The organism is Nocardioides sp. N13(2025), assembly GCF_051912545.1.
In the GTDB taxonomy this organism is placed as follows: Bacteria; Actinomycetota; Actinomycetes; order Propionibacteriales; family Nocardioidaceae; genus Nocardioides.
Genome location: NZ_CP196809.1, coordinates 1,524,767 through 1,550,525, shown reverse-complemented (window position 1 = coordinate 1,550,525; position 25,759 = coordinate 1,524,767). Strand labels below are relative to the sequence as shown.

The following is a 25,759-nucleotide window of genomic DNA, read 5'->3' as shown; positions in this document are numbered from 1 at the left end:
AGACGCAGGAGGACGACCATGAGCACGGCACAGGCCAAGCGCACCACCACCACTCGTGAGATCGAGGGCCGCGACAGCGTCGGCCTCTACCTCGACGAGATCGCTCGCACCCCGCTCCTCGACGCCGAGACCGAGGTCGAGCTCTCCAAGACCATCGAGGCAGGCCTGCTGGCCCAGCACCTGCTCGACACCGGCCGGATCGGCAGGCGCAAGGGCGGCGCACCGATGAGCGCCAACGAGGAGGAGCTCGAGTGGCTCGCCGAGCAGGGCCGCCTCGCCGTCGACCGCTTCATCGAGGCCAACCTGCGTCTCGTCGTCTCGATCGCCCGCAAGTACGGCCGCTCGCAGATGCCCATGCTCGACCTGATCCAGGAGGGCAACACCGGCCTCATCCGTGCAGTCGAGAAGTTCGACTACACCAAGGGCTACAAGTTCTCCACCTACGCCACCTGGTGGGTGCGCCAGGCCATCACGCGCGGCATCGCGCAGCAGGCCCGCGTCGTACGCCTGCCCGTGCACGTCGTCGAGGAGCTCAACCAGGTCGGGAGCGCGCGGCGCACGCTGGAGCGCCAGCTCGGTCGCGACCCGGAGCCGCAGGAGATCGCCACCGAGCTCGGCATGGACGTCGACCGCGTGCTCGACCTCATGAGCTGGGGCCGCGAGCACGTCTCCCTCGACACCCCGGTCGACGAGGACGGCGACACCTCGCTGGGTGACCTGATGGCGCAGGAGACCGCACCCGGTCCGGACCTCAACGTGCTCGATGCCGAGGCCCGGCAGCGGCTCGAGGACCTGGTCGGCATCCTGGACGAGCGCTCGGCCGACATCGTCCGCGCCCGCTACGGCCTGGCCGACGGTCGCCAGCACAAGCTCGCGGACATCGGCGCACGCCACGGCATCTCCGCCGAGCGGGTGCGCCAGCTCGAGCGCGAGGCGCTGCAGAAGCTCCGCCGCGCCGGCGACCCCGACCTCGCAGCCTGAGACCTACTCGTACGCCGCGGACAGCAGGTTCGCGCTGGCGGCCTGTGCTCGCTCGACGACGTCGACGGGCACAGGCCGTTGTGCTGCCACCCTGGCCTGCCAGAGCTGGACCGCCACGACCCGGGCGGCCGCCTCCTCGACCCGCTCGCGCGACACCTCGCCGGAGTTGATCGCGTCGACGACGATCTGGTGCGTGGTCGCGGTGTCGACCGGCATCAGCAGCAGGTCGGCACCGGCCTGGAGCGCCTGCAGCGCGGGCGTCGGGCGCCCTCCGACGGCACCCATGCCCAGGGAGTCGGTGATCGCCACGCCCTCGAAGCCGAGGTCGTCGCGGAGCAGGTCGTAGACCTCGGGCGCCATGCTCGCGGGCACGTCGGGCGCGATCGAGGTCAGGTCGAGGTGGCTCATCATCACCGCCGGCGCCCGGTGCGCGACGGCCGACTCGAAGGGCGGCAGGTCGTGCTGCTCGATCTCGGCCAGCGAGGAGTCGACGACGGGGAGCGTGTCGTGGCTGTCGGTGAGCGCAGTGCCGTGCCCGGGGAAGTGCTTGACCGTCGAGACGATGCCCGCGTCGTCGAAGCCCTTGATGGCCGCGCCGATGGCCTGCGAGGCGATCTTCGGGTCCTCCGACGGCGACCGGGCGCCGATCGTGGGGTCGGCGGCACCGATGGTCACGTCGGCGACGGGCGCGAACACCCAGGTGAAGCCCAGCCCGCGGACCTCCAGGCCCGTGGTGAGGGCCGCGGCGCGCGTCACCCGGCGACCGAGCCTCGCGTCGGCAGCGATGGCGAGCCCGGCCGACTGGAAGTGGGGGAACTCGGTCGCGATGCCGCGCAGGTGGGAGACGTAGCCGCCCTCCTGGTCGACCCCGATCACCGGGGGGAAGTCGCGGCCGTCCTCAGCAGCGGCACCTGCGACCGCTGCGGTCAGGGCGCGCACCTGCTCGGCGTCGACGACGTTGTCCGACGTCACCGACACGCCGGCGAGGTGCAGGTCGCGCACCATCTCGGCCGGCACCTCGGGGTCGGTGCCGTGGAACCGACCGACGATGACCTGGCCGGCGAGCTGCTCGGGCGTCCAGGTGCTCACCAGCGCGCGGGCCTCGTCGATCTCGCCGACGGTCGGGCCCCAGGAGGACGGAGTGTCGGGGTCCTCCGGCTCGGCGGACGCCTCGCTGGACCGGGACGGGCTCGAGGTGCTCGAGGGCGTCCCTGCGGGGTCTCCCGGTCCGGCGCCCGAGGTCGCACACGCACCGACGAGCAGGGTCGTTGCGGCGATCACGGCCAGGCGGGGTCGGATCGGGTGCACGCCCGGGAGGTTACCGGCCGCACCCGTCCATCCGGCATTCGTCAGGCCCGGGCTGCCAGCTCCGCGTAGACCTGCTCGACCCGTCGACGGAGCTCGTCCAGCGTGCCGGTGTTGTCCACGACATGGGTGGCGATCGCGAGCCGGTCCTCGCGCGAGGCCTGCGCGGCGATCCGGGACTCGGCCTCCTCGCGCGACCACCCGCGGTCATCGACCATCCGCGACACCTGGAGCTCCGCCGGCGCGTCCACCACGACCACGGCGTCGAACGACCCCGCGCGGCCCACCTCTGCCAGGAGGGGGATGTCGTGCACGACGACCGCGTCGGCCGGTGCCTCGGCCTCGAGCTGGGCGCTCCGCTGGTGCACGAGCGGATGGATGATGGCCTCCAGGCGCTTGCGCGCCTCGGCGTCACCGAAGACCAGGGCTCCCATGGCAGGACGGTCGAGGTCGCCCTCGGGGGTCAGCAGCCCGGGACCGAACTCGGCCACGACGGCCTCGAGCCCCGGTGTCCCCCGCGCCACCACCTCACGGGCCAGTGCGTCGGCGTCGATGACGATGGCGCCCAGCTCGGCGAGGATCGCCGACACCGTGCTCTTGCCGGACGCGATGCCCCCGGTCAGGCCGACCCGCACGGTCACGTGCGCTGCTGGGCGGCGTGCTCCGCCGCGGCCAGCAGGACGCAGGTCGCGACGGCCTCCATCGCCTCGGTGACCTCCGCGAGGGGGGGCATCGTCGGCGCCAGGCGGATGTTGGTGTCGTCAGGGTCCTGCCGGTAGGGGAACGACGACCCGGCCGGGGTCAGCGCGACGCCGGCCTCCTTGGCGAGCGCGACGACACGCGACGCCGTGCCGGGCACGACGTCGAGGTTGACGAAGTAGCCGCCGGTCGGGGTGTTCCAGGTGGCGACGCCACGCCCGCCGAGCCGCTCGCTGAGGACGCGGTCCACCTCGGCGAACTTGGGCGCGATGATCTGGCGGTGCTTCACCATGTGGTCGCGCACGCCCTGGGCGGAGCCGAAGAACTCGACGTGACGCAGGTGGTTGACCTTGTCGGGCCCGATCGAGCCGTTGCCCAGGTGCTTGAGGTACCACGCGACGTTCTCGCGCGACGCCGCCAGGAAGGCGACGCCCGCGCCGGCGTAGGTGATCTTCGACGTCGACGCGAACATGATCGGCCGGTGGGGGTGACCGGCCGCGGACGCGAGGGTGAGGATGTCGGCGCTCTTGGCCTCGTCCTCGGTGAGGTGGTGCAGCGCGTAGGCGTTGTCCCAGAAGATCTTGAAGTCCGGCGCCGCGGTCGGCATCGCGGCGAGCCGGGCCGCCACGTCCTGGCTGCAGATCGCGCCCGTCGGGTTGGCGTACGTCGGCACGACCCACATGCCCTTGATGCTCGGGTCGTCGGCGACGAGGGCCGCCACGGCGTCGGCGTCGGGCCCGTCGTCGTGCATCGGGACGGTGACCATCTCGATGCCGAGGCTCTCCAGCAGGGTGAAGTGGCGGTCGTAGCCGGGAACCGGGCACACGAAGCGCACCTTCTCCTCACGGCTCCACGGCCGCTCGGAGTCGACACCGCCGAAGAGCACCAGGTCGAAGAGGCAGTCACGCATCATCGTCAGGCTGGAGTTGCCACCCGCCACGACCTGGTCGGGCTCGACCCAGAGCAGCTCGGCGAAGATCTCGCGCAGCTCGCGGAGTCCCTCGAGCCCGCCGTAGTTGCGGACGTCGACGCCCTTCGCGTCCGTCGTGCTGGTCGGCAGACGCAGCAGGCCGTCGGCGAGGTCGAGCTGCTCGGCCGAGGGCTTGCCGCGGGTGAGGTCGAGCTTCAACCCGCGCTTCTTCAGCTCCTCGTAGGCCGCACGCTGCTCCTCGAGCAGGGCGGCGAGGTCGTCGGCGGACAGGTCGGCCAGCGCAGTCGCGTTCACGCGGTCAAGGCTACCGAGCACGGCGGCCGGCGCGGACGGTCGTACCCACGGACCGGGACGGAGCGGCCCCGCCGGTCTCAGGCAGGCATCCGGAAGGTCCGCCGGTACTCCTGGGGGCTGACGCCGCGCGCGCGCCCGAAGTGGTGGCGCAGGGTGGCGGCGTTGCCGAAGCCGACCTCGGCGGCGACCCAGTCGATGGAGTGGTCGGTCTGCTCGAGCAGCTCCTCCGCGGCCCGCACCCGCTCGCCCAGGATCCAGCTGTAGGGCGTGGTGCCGGTCTCCTCCTTGAAGCGCCGGGCGAAGGTGCGTCCCGACATGTGCATCTGCCGGGCGAGGGTCTCGACGTCGAGCTCCTCGCCGAGGTTGGCGCTGATCCAGGCCAGCAGCGGCGCCAGCGCCTCGGACTCGCAGACGGGGACCGCCCGCTCGATGAACTGCGCCTGCCCGCCGTCGCGGTGCGGCGGCACGACCATCCGGCGGGCCGTCGTGGCGGCGACCTTCGCCCCGAACTGCTGGCGCATCACGTGCAGCGCGGCGTCGAGGACAGCCGCCGAGCCGGCTCCGGTCACGATCGTGCCGTCCTGGACGTAGAGCACGTTGCGGTCCACGATCGCGTCGGGGAACGTCTCCGCGAGCTCGGTGGCGTAGCGCCAGTGGGTGGTGCAGCGCCGTCCGTCGAGGAGCCCGGCCTCCCCCAGCATGAAGGTCGCCGAGCAGTGGGCGAAGAGCATCGCGCCGCGCTCGTGGGTGGCGCGCAGCAGCTCCGAGACCGCCGGCGAGGTGCCGCGGTGGTCGCTCTTGGGGGCCAGGCACACGAGGTCGGCGTCGGCCGCCTCGTCGAGCCCGTGCTCGACGTCGAGGTCGAACCCGGCACGAGTCCTGAGGCGCCCGGGCGTCGGCGTCACGACCTTGAAGTCGAAGACCGGGTTGTCGTCCTCGGGGTGGTAGGGCTCGGCCCACACCTCGCACAACGCACCGAGCCCGAAGGGCTCCGGCTGGTCCTGGACGACCACCGCCACCTTCTTCATGACAGCAGACTGCACCCTCCATGGCAGGAAATCAACCATCACTGTCGTTCCTGCCACTGGTGGCAGAAACCGAATGGGCGGAGGATTACTGCCATGAACACCATCCTCGTCCTCCTGGTCCTCTCCGCCGTCACCGCACTGCTGGTGACCTACGCCCGCCACGACCGGTTCGCCGGCCCCGCCTCCACGTCGCACCCGCTCGACGAGCTCGGCCCGATCGAGGAGCGCTTCCACCTCGTCCCTCGCGGCTGACGCCGGGGTCGCGCCCGGCACAATGCGGCGCATGGCCCCCGCGACCGACGCCGCTATCACCGAAGGCTCCCGGGTCGCGCTGCTCGTCCCCGGCTCCACGGCGTACGTCGAGCTGGTGCTGACCCTGCTCGCCGACGGCATCTTCCCGGTGCCGCTCGATCCGGCGCTGACCGCCGCGGAGCGTGAGCGCATCCTCGCCCCGATCGCGCCCGATCTGCTGGTCACCGATGCTCGGCAGGTCGCGGAGCTGCTCGCGGCCCGTCCCGGGAGGGCGCGGTCACTCCCCCGCGGCCGACCGATCCACTGCACCAGCGGTACGACCGGCACCCCCAAGGGCGTCTGGTCCGGCGTCCTGCCCGAGGAGGACGCCGCCGCGCTCGTGGCCGAGGGGCGCGACCTGTGGGGCTTCCGCGACGACGACGTCAACCTCGTGCTCAGCCCGCTGCACCACTCCGCTCCCCTGCGCTTCGCGATGGGCACCCTGCTGGGCGGTGGCCGCCTCGTGGTGCCCGGGAAGTTCGACCCGGCCCGCGCGACCGCCGCGATCGAGCAGGAGCGCCCGACGACGATGTTCTGCGTGCCGACGCACCTGCAGCGGCTCTTCGCCCACTGGGACGAGGTCGGCGTGCCCGACCTGTCGTCGTTCCGCCTCGTCGCCCACTCCGGCGCACCGTGCCCGCCCGCGGTCAAGCGCCGCCTCATCGAGCTCTTCCCCAGCGGCTCGACGTGGGAGTTCTACGGCTCCACTGAGGGGCAGTTCACGGCGTGCCGCTCCGAGGAGTGGCTCGCACACCCGGGCACCGTGGGTCGCGCCCGGCCGGGCCGCAGCCTGACCACCGACGAGGACGGCCGGATCTGGTGCGCGGTCCCACGTCACGCGCGCTTCACCTACCTCGGCGCGCCGGAGCAGACGGCGGCCGCGTGGCGCGAGACGTCGGCCGGGCCTGCCTTCACCGTCGGCGACGTCGGCACGATCGACGAGGATGGCTACGTACGCCTCGACGGGCGGCGTACGGACCTGATCATCAGCGGCGGCGTCAACGTCTACCCCCTCGAGGTGGAGAACGCCCTGCGCGAGGTGCCGGGTGTCGACGACGTCGCCGTCTTCGGCGTCCCGGACGAGACGTGGGGACAGCGGGTCTGTGCCGCCGTCGTCGGCAGCGCCACGGCGGACGCCCTGTCTGCCCACGCCCGCGAGGTCCTGGCTCCGGCCAAGCGCCCGAAGGACTACGTCACGGTCGCCGGGCTGCCGATGACGGCCACCGGCAAGGTCCAACGGCAGGCGCTGGCCGACCTCGATCCACGGGCGGGGTGATCGCTCACCGCTCGCGGACCCGCACCCGCACCCACGGGCTCCTCCCGCCCGGCCCGACGGCGCGCACGCGGCAACGGGCCGAACGGGCGCGCAGGACGGCCTTGCTGGCCGTCGCGACGGTGCGCACGCGACCGCACCGCACCCGGTGGTCGACCGGGCCGACGCTCGCGCGCCACGTGACGACCGTACGACTGCCGTGCTTGCGGACGGCCTTGACGCGTCGCGGACTCCCGGGAGGCGCTGCGTCGCTGAGCGCCTCGGCGACATCGACAGGAGCGACGACCGAGGCGGGAGCGGGGGGTGCCTCCGGGACAGGGATCGGTGCCGGCGCCGGGGTCGGGAGCGTCTCGGGCTCGGGGGTCGGTGCCGCGAGGAGCTCGGACAGGGCACCGGCCATCATCCCCGCGATCTTGCGCTGGCCCTCGGTGTTCGGGTGGACGTGGTCGACGCTGTCGCCCGACTGCGTGTAGTCCTCGGTCATGGTGGCCACGACGATGCGGGAGCGCTCCGTGGAGAGATCCGTCGCGAGCGTGCCGAGCAGGTCGTTGAACTCGGGCACCTCGTCGATCCACACGTAGGGCAGCCGGCCGAGGACGAAGTCGACGTCCGGGTTGCTCGCGCGAGCCTCGGCCACCCAGTCGCGGTAGGTGGCGATGACGTCCTGCGGTCCCTCCTGCTCGCGCGTCAGGTCGTTGATGCCCCAGAGGGACATCACCACGTCCGGGACGTAGGAGGCGACCTCCTGGCCGATGGGCTCGTAGAAGAAGTTGTCGTCGGGGCCCATGCGGCCGCCGTAGAAGGCGCCGTGGTCCCGGTCGAAGTCGGCGTCCGCGTAGGCACCCTCGCCGGTGTAGTCCCAGTCCCACGCGCCGTCCTCGTGCACGAAGAACGTGCCCGAACGGGGACCGACGAAGTCCACCTCCTCGCCCTGGGAGGCGAGGCCCTTCCAGGCGAAGTAGCGCCACGTGAAGTCACCCTTGTACCCCTGCGTCACCGAGTCGCCCACGATCAGGACGCGCGCGGGACCGTCCTCCGCGGCCGCCGGCACGGTAGGTGTCAGCACACTCACGGCGAGCAACCACACGGCAGCCGCCATCCCCCGATGGCCGAGTCTCATCCCAATCCCCACGTACGACGAACGAGGTCTCAGGCTAACCCGTTACGGCTGCGGGCGAGGGGAAACGCACGACGGCCCGCCGGGAGTCGCTGGCGGGCCGTCGTGTGGTTGCTCAGATCAGCGGATCAGTTGGAGCCGCCGGTCAGCTTCTCACGGAGCGCCTGCAGCGCCTCGTCGGACGCCAGCGAGCCGCCGGTGTCGCCACTGGTCTCGCCCTCGGCGACGTCGCCACCGGAGGAGTAGGACGTGGCCTCGCCGGCCTCGACCTCGGCCTGCTTGGCCTCCTCCTGCTGCTTGACGTGCGCCTCCCAGCGGGCGTGCGCCTTGGCGTACTGGTCCTCCCAGACGGCACGCTGCTCGTCGAAGCCCTCGAGCCACTCGCCCGTCTCGGGGTCGAAGCCCTCGGGGTAGACGTAGTTGCCCTGCTCGTCGTAGGTGGCGGTCATGCCGTAGAGCGTGGGGTCGAACTCCTCCACGTCGGAGGCGGCAGCGGTCTCGTTGGCCTGCTTGAGCGACAGCGAGATCCGGCGACGCTCGAGGTCGATGTCGATGATCTTGACCATGACGTCGTCGTTGACCTGGACGACCTGCTCGGGGATCTCGACGTGACGCTCGGCGAGCTCGGAGATGTGCACCAGGCCCTCGATGCCCTCCTCGACTCGGACGAACGAGCCGAAGGGCACCAGCTTGGTGACCTTGCCCGGCACGATCTGGCCGATCTGGTGGGTACGGGCGAAGTGCTGCCACGGGTCCTCCTGCGTCGCCTTCAGCGACAGGGAGACACGCTCGCGGTCCATGTCCACGTCGAGGACCTCGACGGTGACCTCGTCGCCCACGGCGACGACCTCGGACGGGTGGTCGATGTGCTTCCACGACAGCTCGGACACGTGGACGAGGCCGTCGACGCCGCCGAGGTCCACGAACGCACCGAAGTTGACGATCGAGGACACGACACCCTTGCGGATCTGACCCTTCTGGAGCTGGGTCAGGAAGCCGTGGCGGACCTCGGACTGGGTCTGCTCGAGCCACGCGCGACGCGACAGGACCACGTTGTTGCGGTTCTTGTCGAGCTCGATGATCTTCGCCTCGAGCGTCTGGCCGACGTAGGGCTGCAGGTCGCGGACGCGACGCATCTCCACCAGCGAGGCGGGCAGGAAGCCGCGCAGGCCGATGTCGAGGATGAGGCCGCCCTTGACGACCTCGATGACGGTGCCCTCGACGACGCCGTCCTCCTCCTTGACCTGCTCGATGGTGCCCCAGGCCCGCTCGTACTGAGCACGCTTCTTGGACAGGATCAGACGGCCTTCCTTGTCCTCCTTCTGGAGAACGAGGGCCTCGACCTTGTCGCCCACGGAAACGACCTCGTTGGGGTCGACGTCGTGCTTGATGGACAGCTCGCGCGAGGGGATGACGCCCTCGGTCTTGTAGCCGATGTCGAGGAGGACCTCGTCACGGTCCACCTTGACGATGGTGCCGTCGACGATGTCGCCGTCGTTGAAGTACTTGATGGTCGCGTCGATCGCCGCGAGAAAGTCCTCTTCGGACCCGATGTCGTTGACGGCCACCTGGGGCGCGTCATAGTCGGGGAGAGTGGAGAGCGTGCTCGTCATATGGGAAATGATTCCTTGGATGGATGGAGTCGTGCGGACGCACGCAACCGTCTGTTTCACTGGCCTTCGTCACTGACTGGTCGGTGACGACGGCACGGCGAGCCCTGTTTCGCTCGGTATGGAAGCCGGGCGGACGACTGGCGCAACACCCAAGAGTACGCGTGCCGGTCGGCATGCGTCCAACCGGGGACGCACGCTCGGCCCACGCTCAGCCGGCGAACGGCCAGGCGTGCAGGTCGCCGGTCCCGGCGACGGCCCGGAGGAGCTCGTCGGCACGGTCTGCGACCGGGTTCTCCCCCGCTCGCGCAGCGAGGTCGACCAGGGCCCACAGGTCGGCGGCGCGTGCCCCGTCGAGGAGCAGGTCGGCGCGACGGCCGTGGCGCGCCGTCCACGCCTCGAGGATGGCGTCGACGTACGTCGGGTGGCGCTCGAAGCGCAGCAGGTTGCCGAGGTCGGTCCACGGGTGACCGGCATGGGCGAACTCCCAGTCGAGCACTGCTGAGACCTCGAGCGAGGTCGGGCCGACGAGCACGTTCTTGGGGTTGAGGTCGCTGTGCACCAGGCAGGCGCGCCGCTCGAGGTCGAGCAGGCCCTGGGCGCGGTCAGCCACCGCGGCGAGCCGCGCACGGTCGATGCCGGACCAGGTGGTGAGTCGCGACTCCACCCACGCTGCCAGGTCGGCCTCGGGGAAGGTGCCCAGCCGTAGCTCCGCGTCGACGAACGGGCCCGGTCGCAGCATCGGTATCCCCGCGAGCACGGCGGCCGTGCGTCCCATCGACGCACCGAGTCGTCTCAGGCCCGCGTCGTCGAGACCGGGGAGGACGAGGTCTCCCCGCTCCCCCGGCATCCACGACGTGACCAGCAGCCCGGGCTGGCCGTGCTCGGCCTGCTCACGGCGTACGTCCAGCACCTCGGGCACCGGCAGGAGCCCGCGCACCAGGTGCAGGACCGCCTGGTCGACCTCCGGCGCCACGGGTCCGCGGGGGTCGCCGGGCGGGTAGAGCCGGACCACGGCACGGTCCCCGGCCACCTCCCCGAGGAACGTGCGGCCCGAGTGCCCACCCGCGAGCGGGGTCAGGGTCGGGGCGGGCTCGGTCACGCCGCGATGGTGGCACGACGACCCCGATCCCGGCAGCCCGGGAGGGTTTCGGCACATTACGCTCGGGGCGTGGACGATCACCTGCCCCAGTCGGTGCGTGTCGAGCGTCGCTCGGTCTCCGAGGAGGAGTCGCGACTCGCCAACGGCCCGGACTGGGACCGCTACGCCGACGAGTACCAGGCCACCCACGGCGCGTTCCTCGGCGACGCCGGCTTCGTCTGGGGCCCCGAGGGGCACACCGAGGACGAGCTGCGGATCCTCGGTGACGTCGAGGGACGCGACGTCCTCGAGGTCGGCAGCGGGGCCGGGCAGTGCTCCCGCTGGGTCCGCGCCCGCGGCGGTCGGGGCTTCGGCCTCGACCTCTCCCACCGCCAGCTGCAGCACTCGCTGCGCCTCGACGAGGAGACCGGAGTCGCCGTGCCGTCGGTGCGGGGCACCGCCACCGACCTGCCCTTCGCGCCCCAGAGCTTCGACATCGTCTTCTGCTCCTTCGGGGCGCTGCAGTTCATCAGCGACATCGAGCACGCCGTGTCTGAGGTGGCCCGCGTGCTGCGTCCCGGCGGCCGCTTCGCGTTCTCCATCACGCACCCGACGCGGTGGATGTTCCCCGACGACCCCGACGAGGCGGGGCTCACCGCCACGCAGTCCTACTGGGACCGCACCCCCTACGTCGAGGTCGACGACGCCTCCGGCGTGGTGGCGTACGTCGAGCACCACCGCACGCTCGGCGACTGGGTCCGGCTGCTCGCGGGCAGCGGGTTCGTCCTGGCCGACCTCGTCGAGCCGGAGTGGCCCCAGGACCACGACCGGGTGTGGGGCGGCTGGTCACGCACCCGTGGGCTGCTGACGCCGGGCACCGCGATCTTTGTCGCGCACCTCCGCGACTGACCCGACGGACGACCTGCGGCGCGCCCATCCGGCGAGCAGCGACGCCGGGTTGACGTACGACCAGAGCCGGTGAAGCAAGTCGGTGTCGGCGGCCACCTGCTTGCGGAGCTCCTGGCAGGCCGCCCAGAACTCCTGACCCGCGCCCTTCTCCCCCGCCCGGGGCGCGAACACCGCCGCATCGGCGCGCCTGGCCAGCTCCAGCCCGACCCCCAGCCGTCGGGCCTGGGCAACCCGACTCCAGGCGTCGGGCACAGGCGTGCCGCGATCGCGCGCGGCGTCGAGCACCTCCTGCCATGCGTTGACGTAGAGGCCCGACCACGACGCCGTACGACGACGGCGGCCGCGACGCAGCACCTTGACCAGCGGCATGAGCAGCAGGCACAGTGCCACGAGCGCGACGATCCCGCCGAGCACGCGCAGCAGAACCAGCCAGGGCGACGTCGGCTCCTCGATCCGGGTCCCCTCGGGCAGCAGGATCGGAGACCCCTTGGGGATGCGGATCTCCTTGTCCTTGCCCTTCGCCGCCTCCTCGAGCTGCTCCTTGACGAAGCCGCCGGGGTCGCCCGCGGCACCGGGCTCCTCGTCCTCGCCGGCGGCGTGGACGCCGACGTAGCGCGACGGGTCGAGGGTGCGCCAGGTGCCGTCGGCGAACTGCAACTCCACCCAGGACGTCACGTCGTCGTGCTCGACGATCCCGCGGGCGTCGGGCTCCGCGCCAGTGACGACGCGGGCCGGGACCCCGAGCCGCGAGGCGCCGAGCGCCATCACCGCGGTGTACTGGAACGGCGACCCGGTCATCTCGCGGGACCCGAGGAGGCGCAGACCCAGGTCGACGGGCGCTTGGGAGGACGACCCCTCGAACCGGGTGGAGCCGTTGAGGCGAAGGTAGCGCGCGAGCAGCAGGACCCGCTCGACGGGACGCAGCTCCTCGCGGTCGAACGGGCGGAGGTACTGGTCCAGGAAGGCGCCCTCGGGCTGCCGCTGCTCCCCGGTCGCCTCCCGGGTCGGGTCCTTGCGGGTGAAGTCGTCGGCGTGGAGCACCGCGCCGAAGGTGTAGTCGTCGCGGGGGTTCACCCCGCCCACGACGATCGCGCTGGAGGTGGCCTGGTTGTAGCGCACGTCGCCGAGCTGGGTGCGACCGTCGGTGTAGTCGAGGTCCAGGCTGGTGAGCTCACCGAGCATGGGGAGCCAGTCGCTGGAGTAGCCGGGGCGGATCTGGACGCGGACGCCGATCGTCCGGCCCGCGTGGAGCGCGGCGACGTCGTGCCCGATCCTCTTGAAGGTCCCGAGCCCTCCGGCCCCGGGCGACTCCTCGGCCGGCACCCACGCCGAGCCGTCGTAGAGGTCGAGGGCGGCGAAGCGCAGGCGCCGGCCCGTCGGGACGCCGGTGGCCTTCAGCAGCTGGTCGCGGCTGCCGACCCGGGGCGGCACCACCGACCTGCCCGCGCCGGCCACGATGTCAGCGTTCTCGTCGCCCTTGAGCAGCACCCGGTCGACCTCGTTGTCGTCCGGCACCAGCAGGCTGACGAGCCCGGACACCAGGGTCACCGTCAGCACGGCTGTCAGCGCAGCGGCCACCGACCCCCGGGGCTGTCCGACCAGAGCCTCGCGCCTGCGAGCACGCGCAGCGGCCCATCCGACCAGCACGATCGCGAAGAGGATGCCGCGTGGCACGAGCAGCGTCGGCACCAGCACGCCGAGCGGGATCGCGGCGCCGAGTGCCACCACCACGGGCACCGTGGGCGCCAGCATGCTCCGCGTGGCGATCGCCAGCCACGCGGCCGGGGCGGCGGCGAGGAAGCCGATCATGAACGGCACCAGCATCACGGTGCCGGTGGCATCGACCGGCGGGACCGTGCTGACCAGTGTCGAGGGTGCGCTGATGCTCTCCCCCAGCACCCGGTTCATGGTCTCGAAGGTCGGCAGCACGTAGGGACCGGGTCGCCTGAGAGCGACCAGGGCACCCATCGGCGCGAAGAGCAGCACGGCGCCCAGGGCGTACCACCACACGCCCTCGTGGAACCGGCGTGCGAGGAGCGCGAGGCCGAGGAGCAGGGCGACCGGCACGAGCCCGGCCACGAGGTAGCTGCGGTCCGCGAAGGTGTCGTCGAGGACCGAGAGCGCCAGCGCCATCAGGAGCAGGACCATCACGACGTCGAGCAGGGTCCCGCGCTGCCGGCTCATCGCATGCCTCGCGCCAGCAGCTCCTGGAGGCGGGCGAGGTCGGGGACGGAGATCTCCCGCAGGGACCCGCTGTCGCGCAGCCGTGGCTCGGCCTCGCTGTCGGCGCGTACGACGATCCAGTCGGCGCTTCGGTCGAAGCGGTGCGCCGCGCCGTCGAGCTGGACCAGGTCGCGGGCGGCACCGGTCACCTGGACCACGAGCCCCGTGCCGGTGACGCCGTCGGCCGCGTCCGCGGCCTGGGCGAGGTAGTCGTCCTCCCCCGCCACGAAACGGCATGCCACCTCGGTCATCGCCACCGCCTGGCGTCCCCGGGCCAGGTGCTGGCCGCAGCGCAGGTAGGTGTCGAAGTCGTCGCGGACAGCACGCAGCGCGATCGACGTCGCCACGGACACCGCGAGCTCGAAGTCGCGCAACCGGGGGTACGACGAGCGGGCGCCGTCGACCAGCACGGTGACGTGGCCCCGGCGGGTCTCGTGGTACTGGCGGACGAGCAGCTGGCCGGCCTTGGCCGACGAGCGCCAGTGCACGTGCCTGAGGTCGTCACCGGGGACGTACTCGCGCAGCGCGTGGAAGGCCAGGTCGCTCATCGAGAGCTGCTGGCTCGTGGCACCGTCGAGGTCGTTGGTGAGACCGCCGGCGAAGACGGACAGGTCGGTCACGCGGGGCGCTACGAGCAGCTCGAGGACAGCACCGGTGCGGAAGCGCCGGGTGACCAGGCCGACCGGGTCGGTCTTCTCGTAGGTCACCGGCCCGACCGCGTGGACGCCACGCGGCATCGACGGGAGCTGCACGGTCTCGCGGTGGCGGGCGAAGGGCGCCAGGAACGGCAGGCGCAGCGAGACGCTACGACCGCCCACGGGAAGCGTGACCTTGGGGAACAGCATCGGCGCCGCGCCGGCGTGGACCTCGAGGGTTGCGATGGGAGCGGCGGCGCCCTCGACCAACCGGCTCGGCCGCACCACCAGCTCGGCGACCGGCGTTCCGGGCAGCACCTGCCAGACGAAGCCGAGCACCAGGAGGCCGAGTGCGACCACGCCCAGCTGGGTGAACTCCTGCCAGTTGAGCAGCACGGCAAGGACGGTCGCGGCGATCCCGAGCAGGAGGACACTGACCCCGAGCGGAGTGAGCATGCGCAGGGGTGCGAGCACGGCGGACAGCAGCCGCACGAACCGACCCCGGGCGGCGGTGCTCGACGAGGGGGATCGTCGGCTCACGCGCGATCGCGGGGCACCGGGACCTGCACCAACAGGTTGTCGATGACTTCCTCGGGGGTGATGCCGCCGAACGCTGCACCGGAGGCCATCAGCAGGCGGTGGCCGAGGACGGGACGCGCGAGGGTGGCGATGTCCTCGGGCACGACGTGGGCACGCCCCTCGGCCAGCGCCCAGGCCTTGGCTGCGCGGATCCAGGCCAGCGATCCGCGCGTGGACAGGCCGATGCGTACGTCGGGCACGTCCCGGGAGGCCTCCGCCAGGCGGCGTACGTAGCTGATGACCGCCTTGTCCACGTGCACCATGTCGGCCAGCGTGCTCATCTGTTGCAGCTCGCTGGCGCCGACGACGGGCGTCAGCCCGGCCGCGCGGTCGCGCACTCGCGACTCGGCGAGGAGCGCCTCGGTCGACTCCGCGTCGGGGTGCCCCACGCTGGTGCGCATGAGGAAGCGGTCGAGCTGCGCCTCCGGCAGCTGGTAGGTCCCGGCCTGCTCGATCGGGTTCTGGGTCGCGATGACCATGAAGGGCCGGCCCACCTCGTGGGTCCGACCATCCACCGTCACGTGGCCCTCCTCCATGACCTCCAGCAGCGCCGATTGCGTCTTGGGCGAGGCCCGGTTGATCTCGTCGGCCAGCACCACGCTGTGGAAGATCGGCCCGGGGTGGAAGGAGAACTCGCCGTGTGCCTGGTCGTAGACGGTCACGCCGGTGACGTCCGAGGGCAGCAGGTCGGGCGTGAACTGGATGCGGGCGAACGAGCAGTCCAGCGACTTGGCCAGCGCGCGCGCCAGCATGGTCTTGCCGGTGCCCGGCAGGTCCTCGAGGAGCAGGTGGCCGCCGGAGACCAGGCACGTCAGCGCAAGACGGACGATCTGCCTCTTGCCGAGCACGGCAGCCTCGACGTTGTGCACGACGCGGTCGAACGTGTCGGCGTACCACCGGACGTCGTCGGTGTGGACGGTCGCGAGGTCAGACATGCGGTCGAGGAACTACCTCTCGAAGTCGAGCCTCGTGGCTCAGGCGGCGGACCGGCGACGCATCAGCTGGAGCGCGATGCCGATCAGCAGTGCAGGGATGCCGACGATGTAGCCGATCAGCGGCACCGTGTCCTTGATCAGCTTCAGGCTGCTGGCGTTGTCGCCCGACTCCTTGGCGTTGTCGGCGATCTGCTCGTCGGTGAAGCCGAAGTCGAGGGAGAGGAAGGTGTTGCCGTCCTCGTCGAGACGCTCCTGCTGCTCGAACTGGTTGACGATCGAGCCCGTGGTCGGCTCGATCCACAACGTCTTGTCGGTCGAGTAGGTGCCCTGGACGCCGTCGGTGATCTCGATCGGCACGTCCGTGACCAGGGTCTTGTAGACGTAGACCTCGACGCCGTCGACCGTCTCGGTGCCCTCGTAGGTGGCGTCGACCGGCGCGGCCGCGTAGCCGTCCCAGTACTGGTAGTCCTTCTTCTCCGCCTCGAAGGGCCACTTGTTGATCAGGCCCTCCTTGTCCTCGGCGCTCGGGGGGAGGTACTTGGGGTCGTCCACGGCCTCGGCGGTCCTGCGGTCCGTCGCGAAGTTGTCGGTCGAGGCCGAGATGAGTCGCTCCTCGGGGTCGCTGGCGCTGACGCACTCGTCGATCTCGCCCTCGTCCTTGACCAGGCAGCTGGAGTTCTGGAAGACGACGACGTCGCTGTCGGAGCGCTCGGAGTCGGCGCGCGTCACGCTGAAGGCCTTGACGGGGAACTCGTCGGTGCCGCCGGTGCCGTCCGACAGCTGGGCGGTGCCGTCGAGCAGGGTCGTGCTGTCGACGTCCAGCGGCGTCTTCATCAACCGTCCGGGAGCCCAGAACTGAGCCAGGACGGCCAAGGTGACCAAGAATCCACCCAGCACCGTCAAGCCGATGCCGAAGCCCTTACGCATAGCGATTTTCCTCCCGGTCGCCCACAAGTCGGAGCGACAATAGCAGCGAAGTGACTTCCGAGTAGCCAATCGGCGAGCGAAGTTCCACGTCGTCTGATGAGACCCGGCCGAGGCGGGTTAGAGTCCCCGCCATGTCTTCCAGAACCGTCGGCTCCACCCGCTCCGCACCCACGGGCGACGGCACAGCGGACGGCATGAACACCTCGCGTCGCATCGCCCTCATCGACGGTGTCCGGGGAGTCGCGATCGTGCTGGTGGTGCTCTCGCACGGCTGGGTCGTGTGGCCGATCGAGCGCATCGACGAGACGGCCTGGATCCGTCCCCTGTTCCGCAGCGGCAACTTCGCCGTCACGGTCTTCCTCGTGGCGGCCGGCTACCTGGCCTACGTCTCGCTCGCCTCGCGCGGCTCCGAGCACATGCGCCCCGGCGTCACCTTCGTACGCCGCGTCCTGCGGGTAGGCCCGAGCCTCTGGGTGCTGCTGGCCGCCGTGCTCGTCGTCTCCACGCTCGACAGCACGGACAAGACCGCGACGGGGGACAACGTCGACTCGGTCTGGCACGTGCTGACCTACACCTGGAACTGGTACGTCCAGGGCAACCTGCTGACCTCGCGCCCCGACTTCGGCCACCTCTGGTACCTGTCGGTCGACATGCAGGCCTTCGTCATCATGGCGGCTGTCCTCTACATGATGCGCCGGCGGCCGGTCGGGGTGCTGTTCGTGCTGGGGGGCCTGCTGCTCCTGCTGACCTGGTGGCGCTTCCACGTCACCGACACCGAGTTCGTCTTCCAGGTGCTTGTGCGCACCACTGCGCGCATGGACCCGTTCGTCGTCGGCGTCATGCTGGGAGCCGCGCTCCCCCTCGTGCGTCGTCTCGACGTCCCCCAGTGGGTCGCTCGGTGGACCGCGACGGCCACGCTCGTGGCGCTGGTGCCGCTCGCCTACTACTGCTCCCGCGACGAGCGGTTCCTCGCGTGGGGCGTGACCCTGCTCGAGGTCGACCTGGCCCTGTTGTTCGGCGCCACGGCCCTGCTGGTCGAGGCCCCACGCCCCGTGGCCGCCATGAGCGTTCGCCCGCTGGCCTTCCTCGGGCGCCACTCGCTGCTCCTCTACATCTGGCACTACCCGGTGTTCACGTTCCTGTCCCGGCACACGGAGGACTGGGGCTGGCTCCCCCGCACCGTGGTGGCCATGCTCCTGACCGTGGTCGTCTCCCTCCTGGCGCACCGCCTGGTCGAGCGTCGCGCGACCGAGTTGCTGCGGCACCCGATGTGGGCGGAGGTGCAGCGCGACGGCATTCCATCCGCCCTCGGCACTCGTGCCCGAGAGCTCGCCCGGACGGCCCGCGGCGTCCGTCCATGAGCCTCATTGGTGGCAGATCGAGAAGTCGCCATCCCCGTTGAAGGAGACGCGAAGCACTGCGTCACGAGCCGTGGTGCTGACGTAGATCGGCCCGGGCTCGACCGACCAGGTCTTCGCGGAGCTCGTCACCCCCTCACGAGTGATGGTGGTGGTCACCGTGGTCGACTCGCTGACCACGCCGATCTCGACGCCCTGCTGTCCCGTCCCGAGGGTGATCAACGGGTCGGACAATGCTTGCGCGGTGTAGTCCTTGCAACCCGGCTGGGCCCGGAACTGCGTTGTGAACCCCTCCCCGCCGATGAGGACAGGGTTGAAGAGGCCAGGGACCTCCTCCCCCACCTTGGTGAAGAACTGATTGTCATCGTCAACGCGCCACTGTTGGTCGACCGAGCGCGGCGGCAGCAGATCGAGGACCTCCGGCTCGGTCATCAGTGTCATGTCGTGCGCTTCGAAGAGCGGCACGTCGGGATGGGGACTCAGGACCTTCTGCCCGGAGAGCACGCCCGCGGCGCTGCCGTAGGCCCACGACTTGTAGACGTTTGCGATCGCGGTCTCCAGGTCCACATCGCGACGGACCCCTTGCAAGCCGACCAGGGTGTAGGCCAGCAGGGCAAGCAAGGCGACCCCTCGAACCAGCTGCACCAGTCCAGGCGACCCGGCGATGCGGCCCGCAGCAACAGTGGACAGGCCGTCGAGGACAAGACCCAGAGCGGGCGCCATGAGGATGAAGGATAGGTACAAGTAGCGCGACTGCGATGCGGGGTCGAGGTCTAGCGAGAGAGCACCCAGACCGCTGAGCGTCATCTGGGCGAACGCCGCCATGATGCCGCACAGCGCGAGGATCCGTAGATCCTCTCCCACGCCGCGGAGCAGCAAGCAGCACAGGATCACGGCCAGGAGGACGAAACCTCCAGTCGCAGGCATCGCGATCGGCTCGCCAAGTGCGGCAGTGACACCCTTGAACGCGAACTCCGGCAGGTCGGTCCACGACCAGCCAGCGACGTGGATCCGGCCTGCATCGCGCCCCTGGACGGCATACCAGGTGCCGAAGGCGACGAACGCGGGACCGGCGACCAATGCGGCGGCTCGCACGCCCTTCCTGAAATACACGACCATCGCGACGAGGAGGCACGCCACGACTCCGGCAGCCGACGTCATCACGCCCAGCACCAGCAGCGCAGCCGCTGCGAGCGCCGTGCGCCGGGAACCCTCTCCGTGCAGCCAGACCAGTAGCGCACCCAGGCCTACGGCCATGCCGACGGTGAGCGGCATGGGACCCGTCGACGCGAAGGCCTGTGCCCCGGAGCCGTAGAACAGCACCAACCACGCGATGACGGTCGCTGTCCACGGACGAATCCCGTGCCGCCGCAGGATCAACCACGTGAACAGGGTGACGAACAAGTGCGCCACCATGATGACCACGAGGTAGGGGACATGGGACTGCAGCCCGACTGTGGCGATCAGTGCTCGGTAGATCAGGATGATGGTTGCCTGCCAGTGCCCGCCCCAAGGCTCCAGGAGGCCCATGTCTGCCTTCGGCACCGTGCCCCTGAAGAGGATGTAGTGCCAGTCGTCGCCACCGAACCAGGTGTCGCTGGCCAGCCACAGGACGATGACCGATTGGGTCACCATCCCGACCAGTAACGCGAGGAACGGGAGGCGCCCTGCTAGCGCGCGACGGCCCACCCTCCGGTCCGTCCGAGTCGAGGGCCGAGGGGGTGCCTCCATGGACGTCACTTCGACCGGCAGCGAAGCTTGTCGACGGAGTGCAGCACCTTGTGAGCAAGATCGTCGGAGATGCCGAGCTTGCGCTTGACCCGGTCGTAGACGTCGAGCACCTTGCGGTCCGCCGCGATCGCAGCCTTCCGCGCGCGGGTCTCCTCGGGGCGGGCGCGGTAGTTGGTCGACTTGCGGACCGGCGCCTCCTCCTCGGTGAAGTAGTACATCGCGAGGGATCGACGCGCCATGTCCGGCGGGCAGGTCAGACCATCGGGGTGACCGTGGAACGAGTCGTCGGACGTGGTGAAGACCAGCATGCGGTTGCCCGCAGGCGTGACGCGGGCCTGGCAGGCGGTCATGTCTGCGTCCCACAGCTCGAGCTTGCCGCCCCAGTCGTCATGCCAGTCCTCGTTGAGATACAGCAGGATGTTGACCCGGCGCGCCCAGTTCTCGTGCGTGTGGTGTGTGCTGAAGTCGGTGTGGATGTTGAGGTGGCCGCCGCGCTTGGTCATGTGCAGGCCGCCGCCGTCCATCGTGTAGTCCGGGATCAGGTTCGCGATGCCGGTGAGCTCCTCGAGGTAGCGCACGAACTCCGGGGAGCAGAACTCCTGGGCCACCGCCTGCAGGCTCTCGGCCCAGGTGTCGGGATGAACGTTGCAGTACTTGGTCTCGTTGACGTGGAGGTAGCCCTTCCAGAACTCGTCATTGATCCCGGGGAAGTCGCGCACGGCGGCAGCGAAGGCCTCGGGGTGCAGCACGTCGTCGAGGACGATGTGAGGGAACGGCTGGGTGGTGCGGTAGGACTCGGCCGAGGCGGCTAGGTCGGCGTTCAGGCGCGTCTGGTCGACGAGCTTCAGGGCGGTCTGCATGGCGCGCATCATGCCACGTGAGGTCACCCTCACGCGGGTCGACCGGCCAATTGCCGGAGGGCCTCGCAGACCTGCCCACGCGGATGCTACTCGCGGGTTAGACTCGCCCGGTTCACCCCGGATCACCATCGTCCGATGGTCGGGTGAGTCCTTGTGGAGGGAGAGCCGTGCAGTCGACCGAGGAGCCCGTGGCGATGTCCGACGGCCGGCGCGAACCACGCGTGGGCGTGCTCGTCGTCGCCTACAACGCAGCGTCAACACTGGAGAAGACCCTCCAGCGGCTCCCAGCGTCGTTCGCCCAGTCCGTCGACCACGTGATGGTCTGCGACGACGCGAGCATCGACGACACCTACGAGATCGGGCTGCGCTTCCGCGACAGTGCGTCCTTCCCTGTCACGGTGGTCAAGCACGAGCGCAACCTTGGCTACGGAGGAAACCAGAAGGTCGGCTACCGCTGGGCGATCGAGCACGGCCTCGACGTCGTGGTCCTGCTGCACGGAGACGGCCAGTACGCCCCTGAGTGCATCGAGAACCTCGTGTCGCCCCTCGTCAGCGGCGAGGCCGACGCGGTCTTCGGCTCCCGCATGCTCGACAAGGGCGGTGCGCGCGCCGGTGGGATGCCGGCCTACAAGTACATCGGCAACAAGGTCCTTACCCGGTTCCAGAACGCTCTCACCGGCCAGCGCCTGTCGGAGTGGCACTCCGGTTACCGTGCCTACCGCACCGACGCGCTCGCCGACCTCGACCTGGGGTCGTACAGCGATGCCTTCGACTTCGACACCGAGATCATCCTCGGCCTCATTCGGGCGGGGAAGCGCATCATCGAGGTGCCGATCCCGACCTACTACGGCGACGAGATCTGCTACGTCAACGGCATGAAGTACGCCAGGGACGTCGCCGGCGACGTCGTGCGTCACTGGGCCGGAGAGCACGGGTTCGGCGGCGGCGTGCAGTCGGTCGAGTCCGACGAGTACGCCCTCAAGGACGAGTACGGCTCACACGCCGTCCTCCTCGAGTGGCTCGCCCGTCACAAGCCCGGCCGCGTACTCGATGCAGGGTGCTACGACGGCAGGTTCGCCCAGCAGGCGCGGGTGCTCGGCCACCACGTCACCGGCCTGGACCGGCAGAAGCACGAAGGAGTGGCGGAGCGCGTCGACGAGTTCATCGAAGCGGACCTCAACCTGCCACTCCCCCCTGGCCTCGACGCCCAGTACGACGTCGTCGTCGCCGGCGACATCCTCGAGCACGTCGTCGAGCCCCACCTGCTGCTGGCCGACCTCACCGCCAAGGTGCGTCCCGGTGGCGAGCTGCTGGTGTCGGTGCCCAACTTCGGCCACTGGTACCCCCGCGGCCGTATCGCGGTCGGTAAGTTCGACTACGACCAGCGCGGCCCCCTCGACCGCGGCCACATCCGCTTCTTCACCCGCGACATGATCGAGCGCCTGCTCGACGACTGCGGGCTGACGATCATCGAGACCCGCATCGTCGGAACCCCGTTCAACACCTTCGCCGACTCCTCGCAGGACAACCTCGGCGGTCGGATGGTCAGGCGCTTCGAGAGCACGGACCGCGGCCTTGTGCGCGTGTGGCCACGACTGTTCGGCTATCAATTCCTTTACCGGCTGGAAGTGGCGTGACCTCGACCGTTTTGACCCGCGGCGCGACCCCCGAATCCGCCTCGCCGCACACCGATCGTCAGGCCCTGATCCGTCTCGTCGCCACCACCGCCGGCCTGCTCGTCGGTGGCCTCGGCTACTTCCTGACGCTGCTCAACTACTCGACCGACATCGGTCGTACGGCGCTGGGTGGCGGGTACTTCTCCAACTTCTTCGACGACCAGGCCCGCGCGATCCTCGACGGCCACCTGGACATGGACCCCCAGTCGCTCGCCATCGAGGGCTTCGTCCACGACGGGAAGACCTTCACCTACTTCCCGCCGTTCCCGGCGCTGCTGCGGCTCCCGGTCCTCATGACCACCCACGAGTTCGACTACCAGCTCACCCTGTTGTCGATGGCCGCCGCCTGGATCGTGCTCGCGGTCATGTCCACCAAGCTGATCTGGCTGCTGCTCGACCACGTCGTCGAGGGCCCGCTCACCTGGCGCTCGGGCACCCTGGCCGGCATCTTCGTCGCCGGCGCGACGGGCGGGACATTCCTGACGTACGACGCCAGCCTCCCGTGGGTCTACCACGAGGTCTACACGTGGGCGGTGGCCGCCGCGGTCGGCGGGCTCTACTGGATGGTCCGCACCTGTCTGGCGCCCTCCACGCACACCGTGTTCTGGTTGGCGGTGTTCGCGCTGGTCACCGTGGGCTGCCGGACCACCGAGGGTTGGGCCATCTCCCTCGGCGCGATCGGGCTCGGCCTGCTCCTCCGGTTCCGCCCGTTCTCGGCCGAGCACCGGGCCCTGTGGTGGCGCGTCGTGCTCGCCGGGGTCGGTCCGCTGACTGCCTCGATCGCGCTCAACATGTACAAGTTCGACGCGGTCTACATGTTCCCGCTCAAGGACCAGGTCTGGACTCAGGTCAACGCGCAGCGCCAGGCTGCCCTCGCGGCCAACGACGGCACCCTGAGCGGTCCGCAGTTCTTCACGACCTCTTTCATGGCCTACCTGCGCCCCGACGGGATCCGATTCACCGACTACTTCCCGTGGATCACCCTTCCCGCCTCGCCTGCGAAGTCCTACAACGGTGCGTTCGTCGACCAGGCCTACCGCACCGGCAGCGTCACGGGCTTCATGTGGGTGTTCATGCTGCTGACGGCGCTCGCCGTCGTCGTGGCCTTCTGGCCGCGCCGCAACCCCGTCATCGCCCGGCTGCGCGTCCCGCTGCTGGCCGGCATCCTGTGCACCGGCGGCGTGATGACCTACGGCTACTACTCCACCCGCTACGCCAGCGACTTCGTCCCGGCGATGGTGCTCGGCGGCGCGATCGGCACCGCCCTCCTGGCCCGGCTCGTCGCCACCCGACGCGGCTGGACCGTGCCGGTGACCGGCTTCCTCGCCTTCGGCATGATCTTCGCGATCCTGGCGCAGATGTCGATCGGCCTCTTCATGGCCGCGTCCCTGCACCGGGGCGAGCCGCTGCAGCGCTACGTCGCGCTGCAGGCCGACCTCACGCCCACCGCCCAGAGCCGGCTGATCAGCCACGTCGACGGCCTCCCGGACGGCGGCAGCACCGACGACCTGGCCATCCGGGGCGACTGCGAGGCGCTCTACCTCCACACCGGCGACCAGTACGAGCCGTGGGTCCCGGTCGAGGAGCGTGATCGCGTGTGGCGCTTCCAGGTCAGCGGCGCGCTGACCGCCGGCCGGGTGAAGGTGCTGACCGTGTCGGGCGCGCAGGAGCAGTCCGTGTGGCTCCAGCTGCGTGAGGACCGCCTGGCCCGGGCCATCCTGGTCAAGGGCGACGAGGAGGTCCGCGGCGAGCTCTTCGAGATCCCGACCGACGGTGCATTCGCGATCGGCATCCGCAACCTCCTCGACCTCGGCTACTTCCAGATCGAGACGACACCCGGCGGCGCCTTCGGCTACACCGAGTCGGTCTACTTCGACGACGACTGGGACTCCCTCCCCGCCATCGCCGACGACGCCTTCGACGAGGCCGACCTCGCCGCGCACGGCCTGACGGTCACGCCGGACCTCGGGTTGCCCATCCCGCTGTGCGAGCGCCTGGCCGGCAACGCCGGGTTGGCCCTCAGCGGGAGCTGAGGTGCGGATCGCCTTCCTCTCCTGGCGCGACACCACGCACCCCGACGGGGGTGGGTCAGAGGTGTTCGTGGAGTCCGTCGGCCGCGAGCTCGCGCGCCGCGGGCACGAGGTCACGCTCGTGTGTGCGAGGCACCCCGGCTCGGCCCGTCGCGAGGACGTCGACGGCGTACGACTGCGGCGGCTGGGCGGGCGTCTCACGGTCTACCTGTGGGGCCTGGCCTGGCTCGTGCGCCACCGGCGCGACGTAGACGTGGTCGTCGACGTGGTCAACGGCCTGCCCTTCGCGTCCCCGCTCGTACGACGTCGTGGCGTCGTGGCGCTCGTGCACCACGTGCACGCCGAGCAGTGGCGCATCATCTATCCGGGCCTCGCTGGCCGGATCGGCTGGTTCGTGGAGAGCCGTGTCGTGCCGCTGCTCTACCGTCGCCGCCGGTTCCTCACCGTGTCGGACTCCTCGGCGCGCGACCTGGCCGCGATCGGCGTCGACCCGGCGAGCATCACCGTCGTCCGCAACGGGCTGGCCGCGGTGCCGCAGGACGTCCGCGAGGAGTCGCCCGCGCCACGGATCGTCGTGCTCTCGCGCCTGGTGCCCCACAAGCAGATCGAGCACGCCTTCGTGGTCGTCCAGAGACTGGCACCCGAGTTCCCCGAGCTGCAGCTCGACGTGGTGGGCGACGGCTGGTGGCGCGACGAGCTCGTGGCCGCGGCCGCCGACCTGGGGGTGAACGACCGAGTGACCTTCCACGGCCACGTCAGCGACGCCCGTCGCGACGAGCTGGTCGGTCGCGGATGGGTGATGGTCATGCCCTCCGTCAAGGAGGGTTGGTGCCTCGCGGTCACGGAGTCCGGGGCACAGGGGACACCCAGCGTGGCGTACGCCGACGCGGGCGGTGTGACCGAGTCGATCCGCGATGGGGAGACGGGGCGACTGGTGACCGACCTCGACCACCTGGTCGAGGTGGTGGGCGAGCTGCTGCGCGACACCGAGACCCGTCACACGATGGGACGGGCAGCACATGCGATGGCCCGCACGCTCACGTGGAACACGTGTGCCGAGCGGGCCGAGGAGGTGCTCCGGACGGCCGGAGCACCGGCAGATCAGTCGCCGTAGACGAGGATCTGCTGGCTGGCCGGGTTCTTGTCCGGGCCCTGGGTCTGGCTGTAGACCAGGCCGCCGAGGACACTGCCCGCGAGGAGGGCGCCGACCGCCGCAGGGAGCACGATCCCGGTCAGGATGCCGCCTGCCGACGAACCGCTGTTGCCCGTGTTGCTCACTGACTTCT

The 25,759-nt window shown here is 70.5% G+C and carries 22 protein-coding genes; 8 read left to right on the top strand and 14 right to left on the bottom strand.

From position 1 onward, the window contains the following. Positions 1-18 precede the first annotated feature (18 nt). The gene (locus ACS3YM_RS07370; protein ID WP_439939422.1) at positions 19-981 is read left to right on the top strand and encodes a sigma-70 family RNA polymerase sigma factor; all 963 of its coding nucleotides are present in this window, start codon (positions 19-21) and stop codon (positions 979-981) included. Between the two features lie 3 nt (positions 982-984). On the opposite strand, the gene ACS3YM_RS07365 is transcribed toward ACS3YM_RS07370, so the two are convergent. The 4 genes from ACS3YM_RS07365 to ACS3YM_RS07350 all read right to left on the bottom strand — a co-directional run bounded on the left by ACS3YM_RS07365 (position 985) and on the right by ACS3YM_RS07350 (position 5,238). After that, a complete protein-coding gene (locus ACS3YM_RS07365; RefSeq protein WP_439939421.1) occupies positions 985-2,289 on the bottom strand; it encodes a glycoside hydrolase family 3 protein in 1,305 nt (434 codons plus the stop codon). A gap of 41 nt (positions 2,290-2,330) precedes the next feature. Then, positions 2,331-2,927 carry a dephospho-CoA kinase gene (gene coaE / locus ACS3YM_RS07360; RefSeq protein ID WP_439939420.1) on the bottom strand — a complete coding sequence of 199 codons (597 nt, stop codon included), beginning with the start codon at positions 2,925-2,927 and terminating at the stop codon, positions 2,331-2,333. Continuing rightward, positions 2,924-4,210 carry an aminotransferase class I/II-fold pyridoxal phosphate-dependent enzyme gene (locus ACS3YM_RS07355; RefSeq protein WP_439939419.1) on the bottom strand — a complete coding sequence of 429 codons (1,287 nt, stop codon included), beginning with the start codon at positions 4,208-4,210 and terminating at the stop codon, positions 2,924-2,926. Before ACS3YM_RS07355 ends, coaE begins: the two co-directional genes overlap by 4 nt. A 77-nt stretch (positions 4,211-4,287) precedes the next feature. Next, entirely contained in the window at positions 4,288-5,238 is a 951-nt protein-coding gene (locus ACS3YM_RS07350) for a GlxA family transcriptional regulator (RefSeq protein WP_439939418.1), read from the bottom strand. A gap of 93 nt (positions 5,239-5,331) precedes the next feature. On the opposite strand from ACS3YM_RS07350, the gene ACS3YM_RS07345 reads away from it, so the two are divergent. Together ACS3YM_RS07345 and ACS3YM_RS07340 are read left to right on the top strand one after the other, a co-directional pair. Continuing rightward, positions 5,332-5,490, top strand: coding sequence for a hypothetical protein (locus ACS3YM_RS07345; RefSeq protein WP_439939417.1), 159 nt, complete (start codon positions 5,332-5,334; stop codon positions 5,488-5,490). A 31-nt stretch (positions 5,491-5,521) separates the two neighbouring features. Then, on the top strand, positions 5,522-6,805 hold the full coding sequence (locus tag ACS3YM_RS07340; RefSeq protein ID WP_439939416.1) for a class I adenylate-forming enzyme family protein: 1,284 nt from the start codon (positions 5,522-5,524) through the stop codon (positions 6,803-6,805). A 4-nt stretch (positions 6,806-6,809) separates the two neighbouring features. On the opposite strand, the gene ACS3YM_RS07335 is transcribed toward ACS3YM_RS07340, so the two are convergent. From ACS3YM_RS07335 to ACS3YM_RS07325, 3 genes are all read right to left on the bottom strand, one after another. After that, positions 6,810-7,874: a GDSL-type esterase/lipase family protein gene (locus ACS3YM_RS07335; RefSeq protein ID WP_439939415.1), complete on the bottom strand. Its 1,065-nt coding sequence runs from the start codon at positions 7,872-7,874 to the stop codon at positions 6,810-6,812. A gap of 173 nt (positions 7,875-8,047) precedes the next feature. Continuing rightward, positions 8,048-9,532, bottom strand: coding sequence for a 30S ribosomal protein S1 (rpsA, locus tag ACS3YM_RS07330; RefSeq protein WP_439939414.1), 1,485 nt, complete (start codon positions 9,530-9,532; stop codon positions 8,048-8,050). A gap of 208 nt (positions 9,533-9,740) precedes the next feature. Beyond that, positions 9,741-10,631 carry a phosphotransferase family protein gene (locus tag ACS3YM_RS07325; protein ID WP_439939413.1) on the bottom strand — a complete coding sequence of 297 codons (891 nt, stop codon included), beginning with the start codon at positions 10,629-10,631 and terminating at the stop codon, positions 9,741-9,743. Between the two features lie 69 nt (positions 10,632-10,700). Here ACS3YM_RS07325 and ACS3YM_RS07320 point away from each other — a divergent pair, with 69 nt between their 5' ends. Continuing rightward, positions 10,701-11,519, top strand: coding sequence for a class I SAM-dependent methyltransferase (locus ACS3YM_RS07320; RefSeq protein WP_439939412.1), 819 nt, complete (start codon positions 10,701-10,703; stop codon positions 11,517-11,519). On the opposite strand, the gene ACS3YM_RS07315 is transcribed toward ACS3YM_RS07320, so the two are convergent. Genes ACS3YM_RS07315 through ACS3YM_RS07300 form a run of 4 tightly spaced genes read right to left on the bottom strand, consistent with a single transcriptional unit; the run spans position 11,457 to position 16,818 of the window. Then, the gene (locus tag ACS3YM_RS07315) at positions 11,457-13,703 is read right to left on the bottom strand and encodes a transglutaminase-like domain-containing protein (RefSeq protein WP_439939411.1); all 2,247 of its coding nucleotides are present in this window, start codon (positions 13,701-13,703) and stop codon (positions 11,457-11,459) included. The genes ACS3YM_RS07320 and ACS3YM_RS07315 overlap by 63 nt on opposite strands. Next, the gene (locus ACS3YM_RS07310; protein WP_439939410.1) at positions 13,700-14,917 is read right to left on the bottom strand and encodes a DUF58 domain-containing protein; all 1,218 of its coding nucleotides are present in this window, start codon (positions 14,915-14,917) and stop codon (positions 13,700-13,702) included. The genes ACS3YM_RS07315 and ACS3YM_RS07310 overlap by 4 nt, the downstream gene beginning before the upstream one ends. Further along, a complete protein-coding gene (locus ACS3YM_RS07305) occupies positions 14,914-15,891 on the bottom strand; it encodes an AAA family ATPase (RefSeq protein ID WP_439939409.1) in 978 nt (325 codons plus the stop codon). Before ACS3YM_RS07305 ends, ACS3YM_RS07310 begins: the two co-directional genes overlap by 4 nt. A 39-nt stretch (positions 15,892-15,930) precedes the next feature. After that, positions 15,931-16,818 carry a DUF3068 domain-containing protein gene (locus ACS3YM_RS07300; RefSeq protein ID WP_439939408.1) on the bottom strand — a complete coding sequence of 296 codons (888 nt, stop codon included), beginning with the start codon at positions 16,816-16,818 and terminating at the stop codon, positions 15,931-15,933. A 131-nt stretch (positions 16,819-16,949) separates the two neighbouring features. On the opposite strand from ACS3YM_RS07300, the gene ACS3YM_RS07295 reads away from it, so the two are divergent. Next, on the top strand, positions 16,950-18,179 hold the full coding sequence (locus tag ACS3YM_RS07295; RefSeq protein ID WP_439939407.1) for an acyltransferase family protein: 1,230 nt from the start codon (positions 16,950-16,952) through the stop codon (positions 18,177-18,179). 3 nt (positions 18,180-18,182) lie between these two features. On the opposite strand, the gene ACS3YM_RS07290 is transcribed toward ACS3YM_RS07295, so the two are convergent. After that, positions 18,183-19,811 (bottom strand): hypothetical protein, encoded by a 1,629-nt coding sequence (locus ACS3YM_RS07290; RefSeq protein WP_439939406.1) that lies wholly within the window; start codon positions 19,809-19,811, stop codon positions 18,183-18,185. A 101-nt stretch (positions 19,812-19,912) separates the two neighbouring features. After that, entirely contained in the window at positions 19,913-20,767 is an 855-nt protein-coding gene (locus ACS3YM_RS07285; protein WP_439939405.1) for a 2OG-Fe(II) oxygenase, read from the bottom strand. 167 nt (positions 20,768-20,934) lie between these two features. On the opposite strand from ACS3YM_RS07285, the gene ACS3YM_RS07280 reads away from it, so the two are divergent. From ACS3YM_RS07280 to ACS3YM_RS07270, 3 genes are read left to right on the top strand one after another with little or no spacing between them, the layout of a single operon-like run. Beyond that, positions 20,935-22,404 (top strand): glycosyltransferase, encoded by a 1,470-nt coding sequence (locus ACS3YM_RS07280; protein ID WP_439939404.1) that lies wholly within the window; start codon positions 20,935-20,937, stop codon positions 22,402-22,404. Continuing rightward, positions 22,401-24,476: a hypothetical protein gene (locus ACS3YM_RS07275; protein WP_439939403.1), complete on the top strand. Its 2,076-nt coding sequence runs from the start codon at positions 22,401-22,403 to the stop codon at positions 24,474-24,476. Before ACS3YM_RS07280 ends, ACS3YM_RS07275 begins: the two co-directional genes overlap by 4 nt. A gap of 1 nt (position 24,477) precedes the next feature. Beyond that, on the top strand, positions 24,478-25,587 hold the full coding sequence (locus ACS3YM_RS07270) for a glycosyltransferase family 4 protein (RefSeq protein ID WP_439939402.1): 1,110 nt from the start codon (positions 24,478-24,480) through the stop codon (positions 25,585-25,587). On the opposite strand, the gene ACS3YM_RS07265 is transcribed toward ACS3YM_RS07270, so the two are convergent. Beyond that, positions 25,575-25,751: a hypothetical protein gene (locus ACS3YM_RS07265; protein ID WP_439939401.1), complete on the bottom strand. Its 177-nt coding sequence runs from the start codon at positions 25,749-25,751 to the stop codon at positions 25,575-25,577. The genes ACS3YM_RS07270 and ACS3YM_RS07265 overlap by 13 nt on opposite strands. Between the last annotated feature and the right edge of the window lie 8 nt (positions 25,752-25,759).

Bases quoted from the DNA above. Each gene is read 5' to 3' on its own strand.
- ACS3YM_RS07370 (WP_439939422.1), top strand. From the start codon at position 19: ATGAGCACGGCACAGGCCAAGCGCACCACCACCACTCGTGAGATCGAG.
- ACS3YM_RS07350 (WP_439939418.1), bottom strand. From the start codon at position 5,238: ATGAAGAAGGTGGCGGTGGTCGTCCAGGACCAGCCGGAGCCCTTCGGG.
- ACS3YM_RS07345 (WP_439939417.1), top strand. From the start codon at position 5,332: ATGAACACCATCCTCGTCCTCCTGGTCCTCTCCGCCGTCACCGCACTG.
- ACS3YM_RS07340 (WP_439939416.1), top strand. From the start codon at position 5,522: ATGGCCCCCGCGACCGACGCCGCTATCACCGAAGGCTCCCGGGTCGCG.
- rpsA (WP_439939414.1), bottom strand. From the start codon at position 9,532: ATGACGAGCACGCTCTCCACTCTCCCCGACTATGACGCGCCCCAGGTG.
- ACS3YM_RS07315 (WP_439939411.1), bottom strand. From the start codon at position 13,703: ATGAGCCGGCAGCGCGGGACCCTGCTCGACGTCGTGATGGTCCTGCTC.
- ACS3YM_RS07305 (WP_439939409.1), bottom strand. From the start codon at position 15,891: ATGTCTGACCTCGCGACCGTCCACACCGACGACGTCCGGTGGTACGCC.
- ACS3YM_RS07300 (WP_439939408.1), bottom strand. From the start codon at position 16,818: ATGCGTAAGGGCTTCGGCATCGGCTTGACGGTGCTGGGTGGATTCTTG.
- ACS3YM_RS07295 (WP_439939407.1), top strand. From the start codon at position 16,950: ATGTCTTCCAGAACCGTCGGCTCCACCCGCTCCGCACCCACGGGCGAC.
- ACS3YM_RS07290 (WP_439939406.1), bottom strand. From the start codon at position 19,811: ATGGTGACCCAATCGGTCATCGTCCTGTGGCTGGCCAGCGACACCTGG.
- ACS3YM_RS07285 (WP_439939405.1), bottom strand. From the start codon at position 20,767: ATGCAGACCGCCCTGAAGCTCGTCGACCAGACGCGCCTGAACGCCGAC.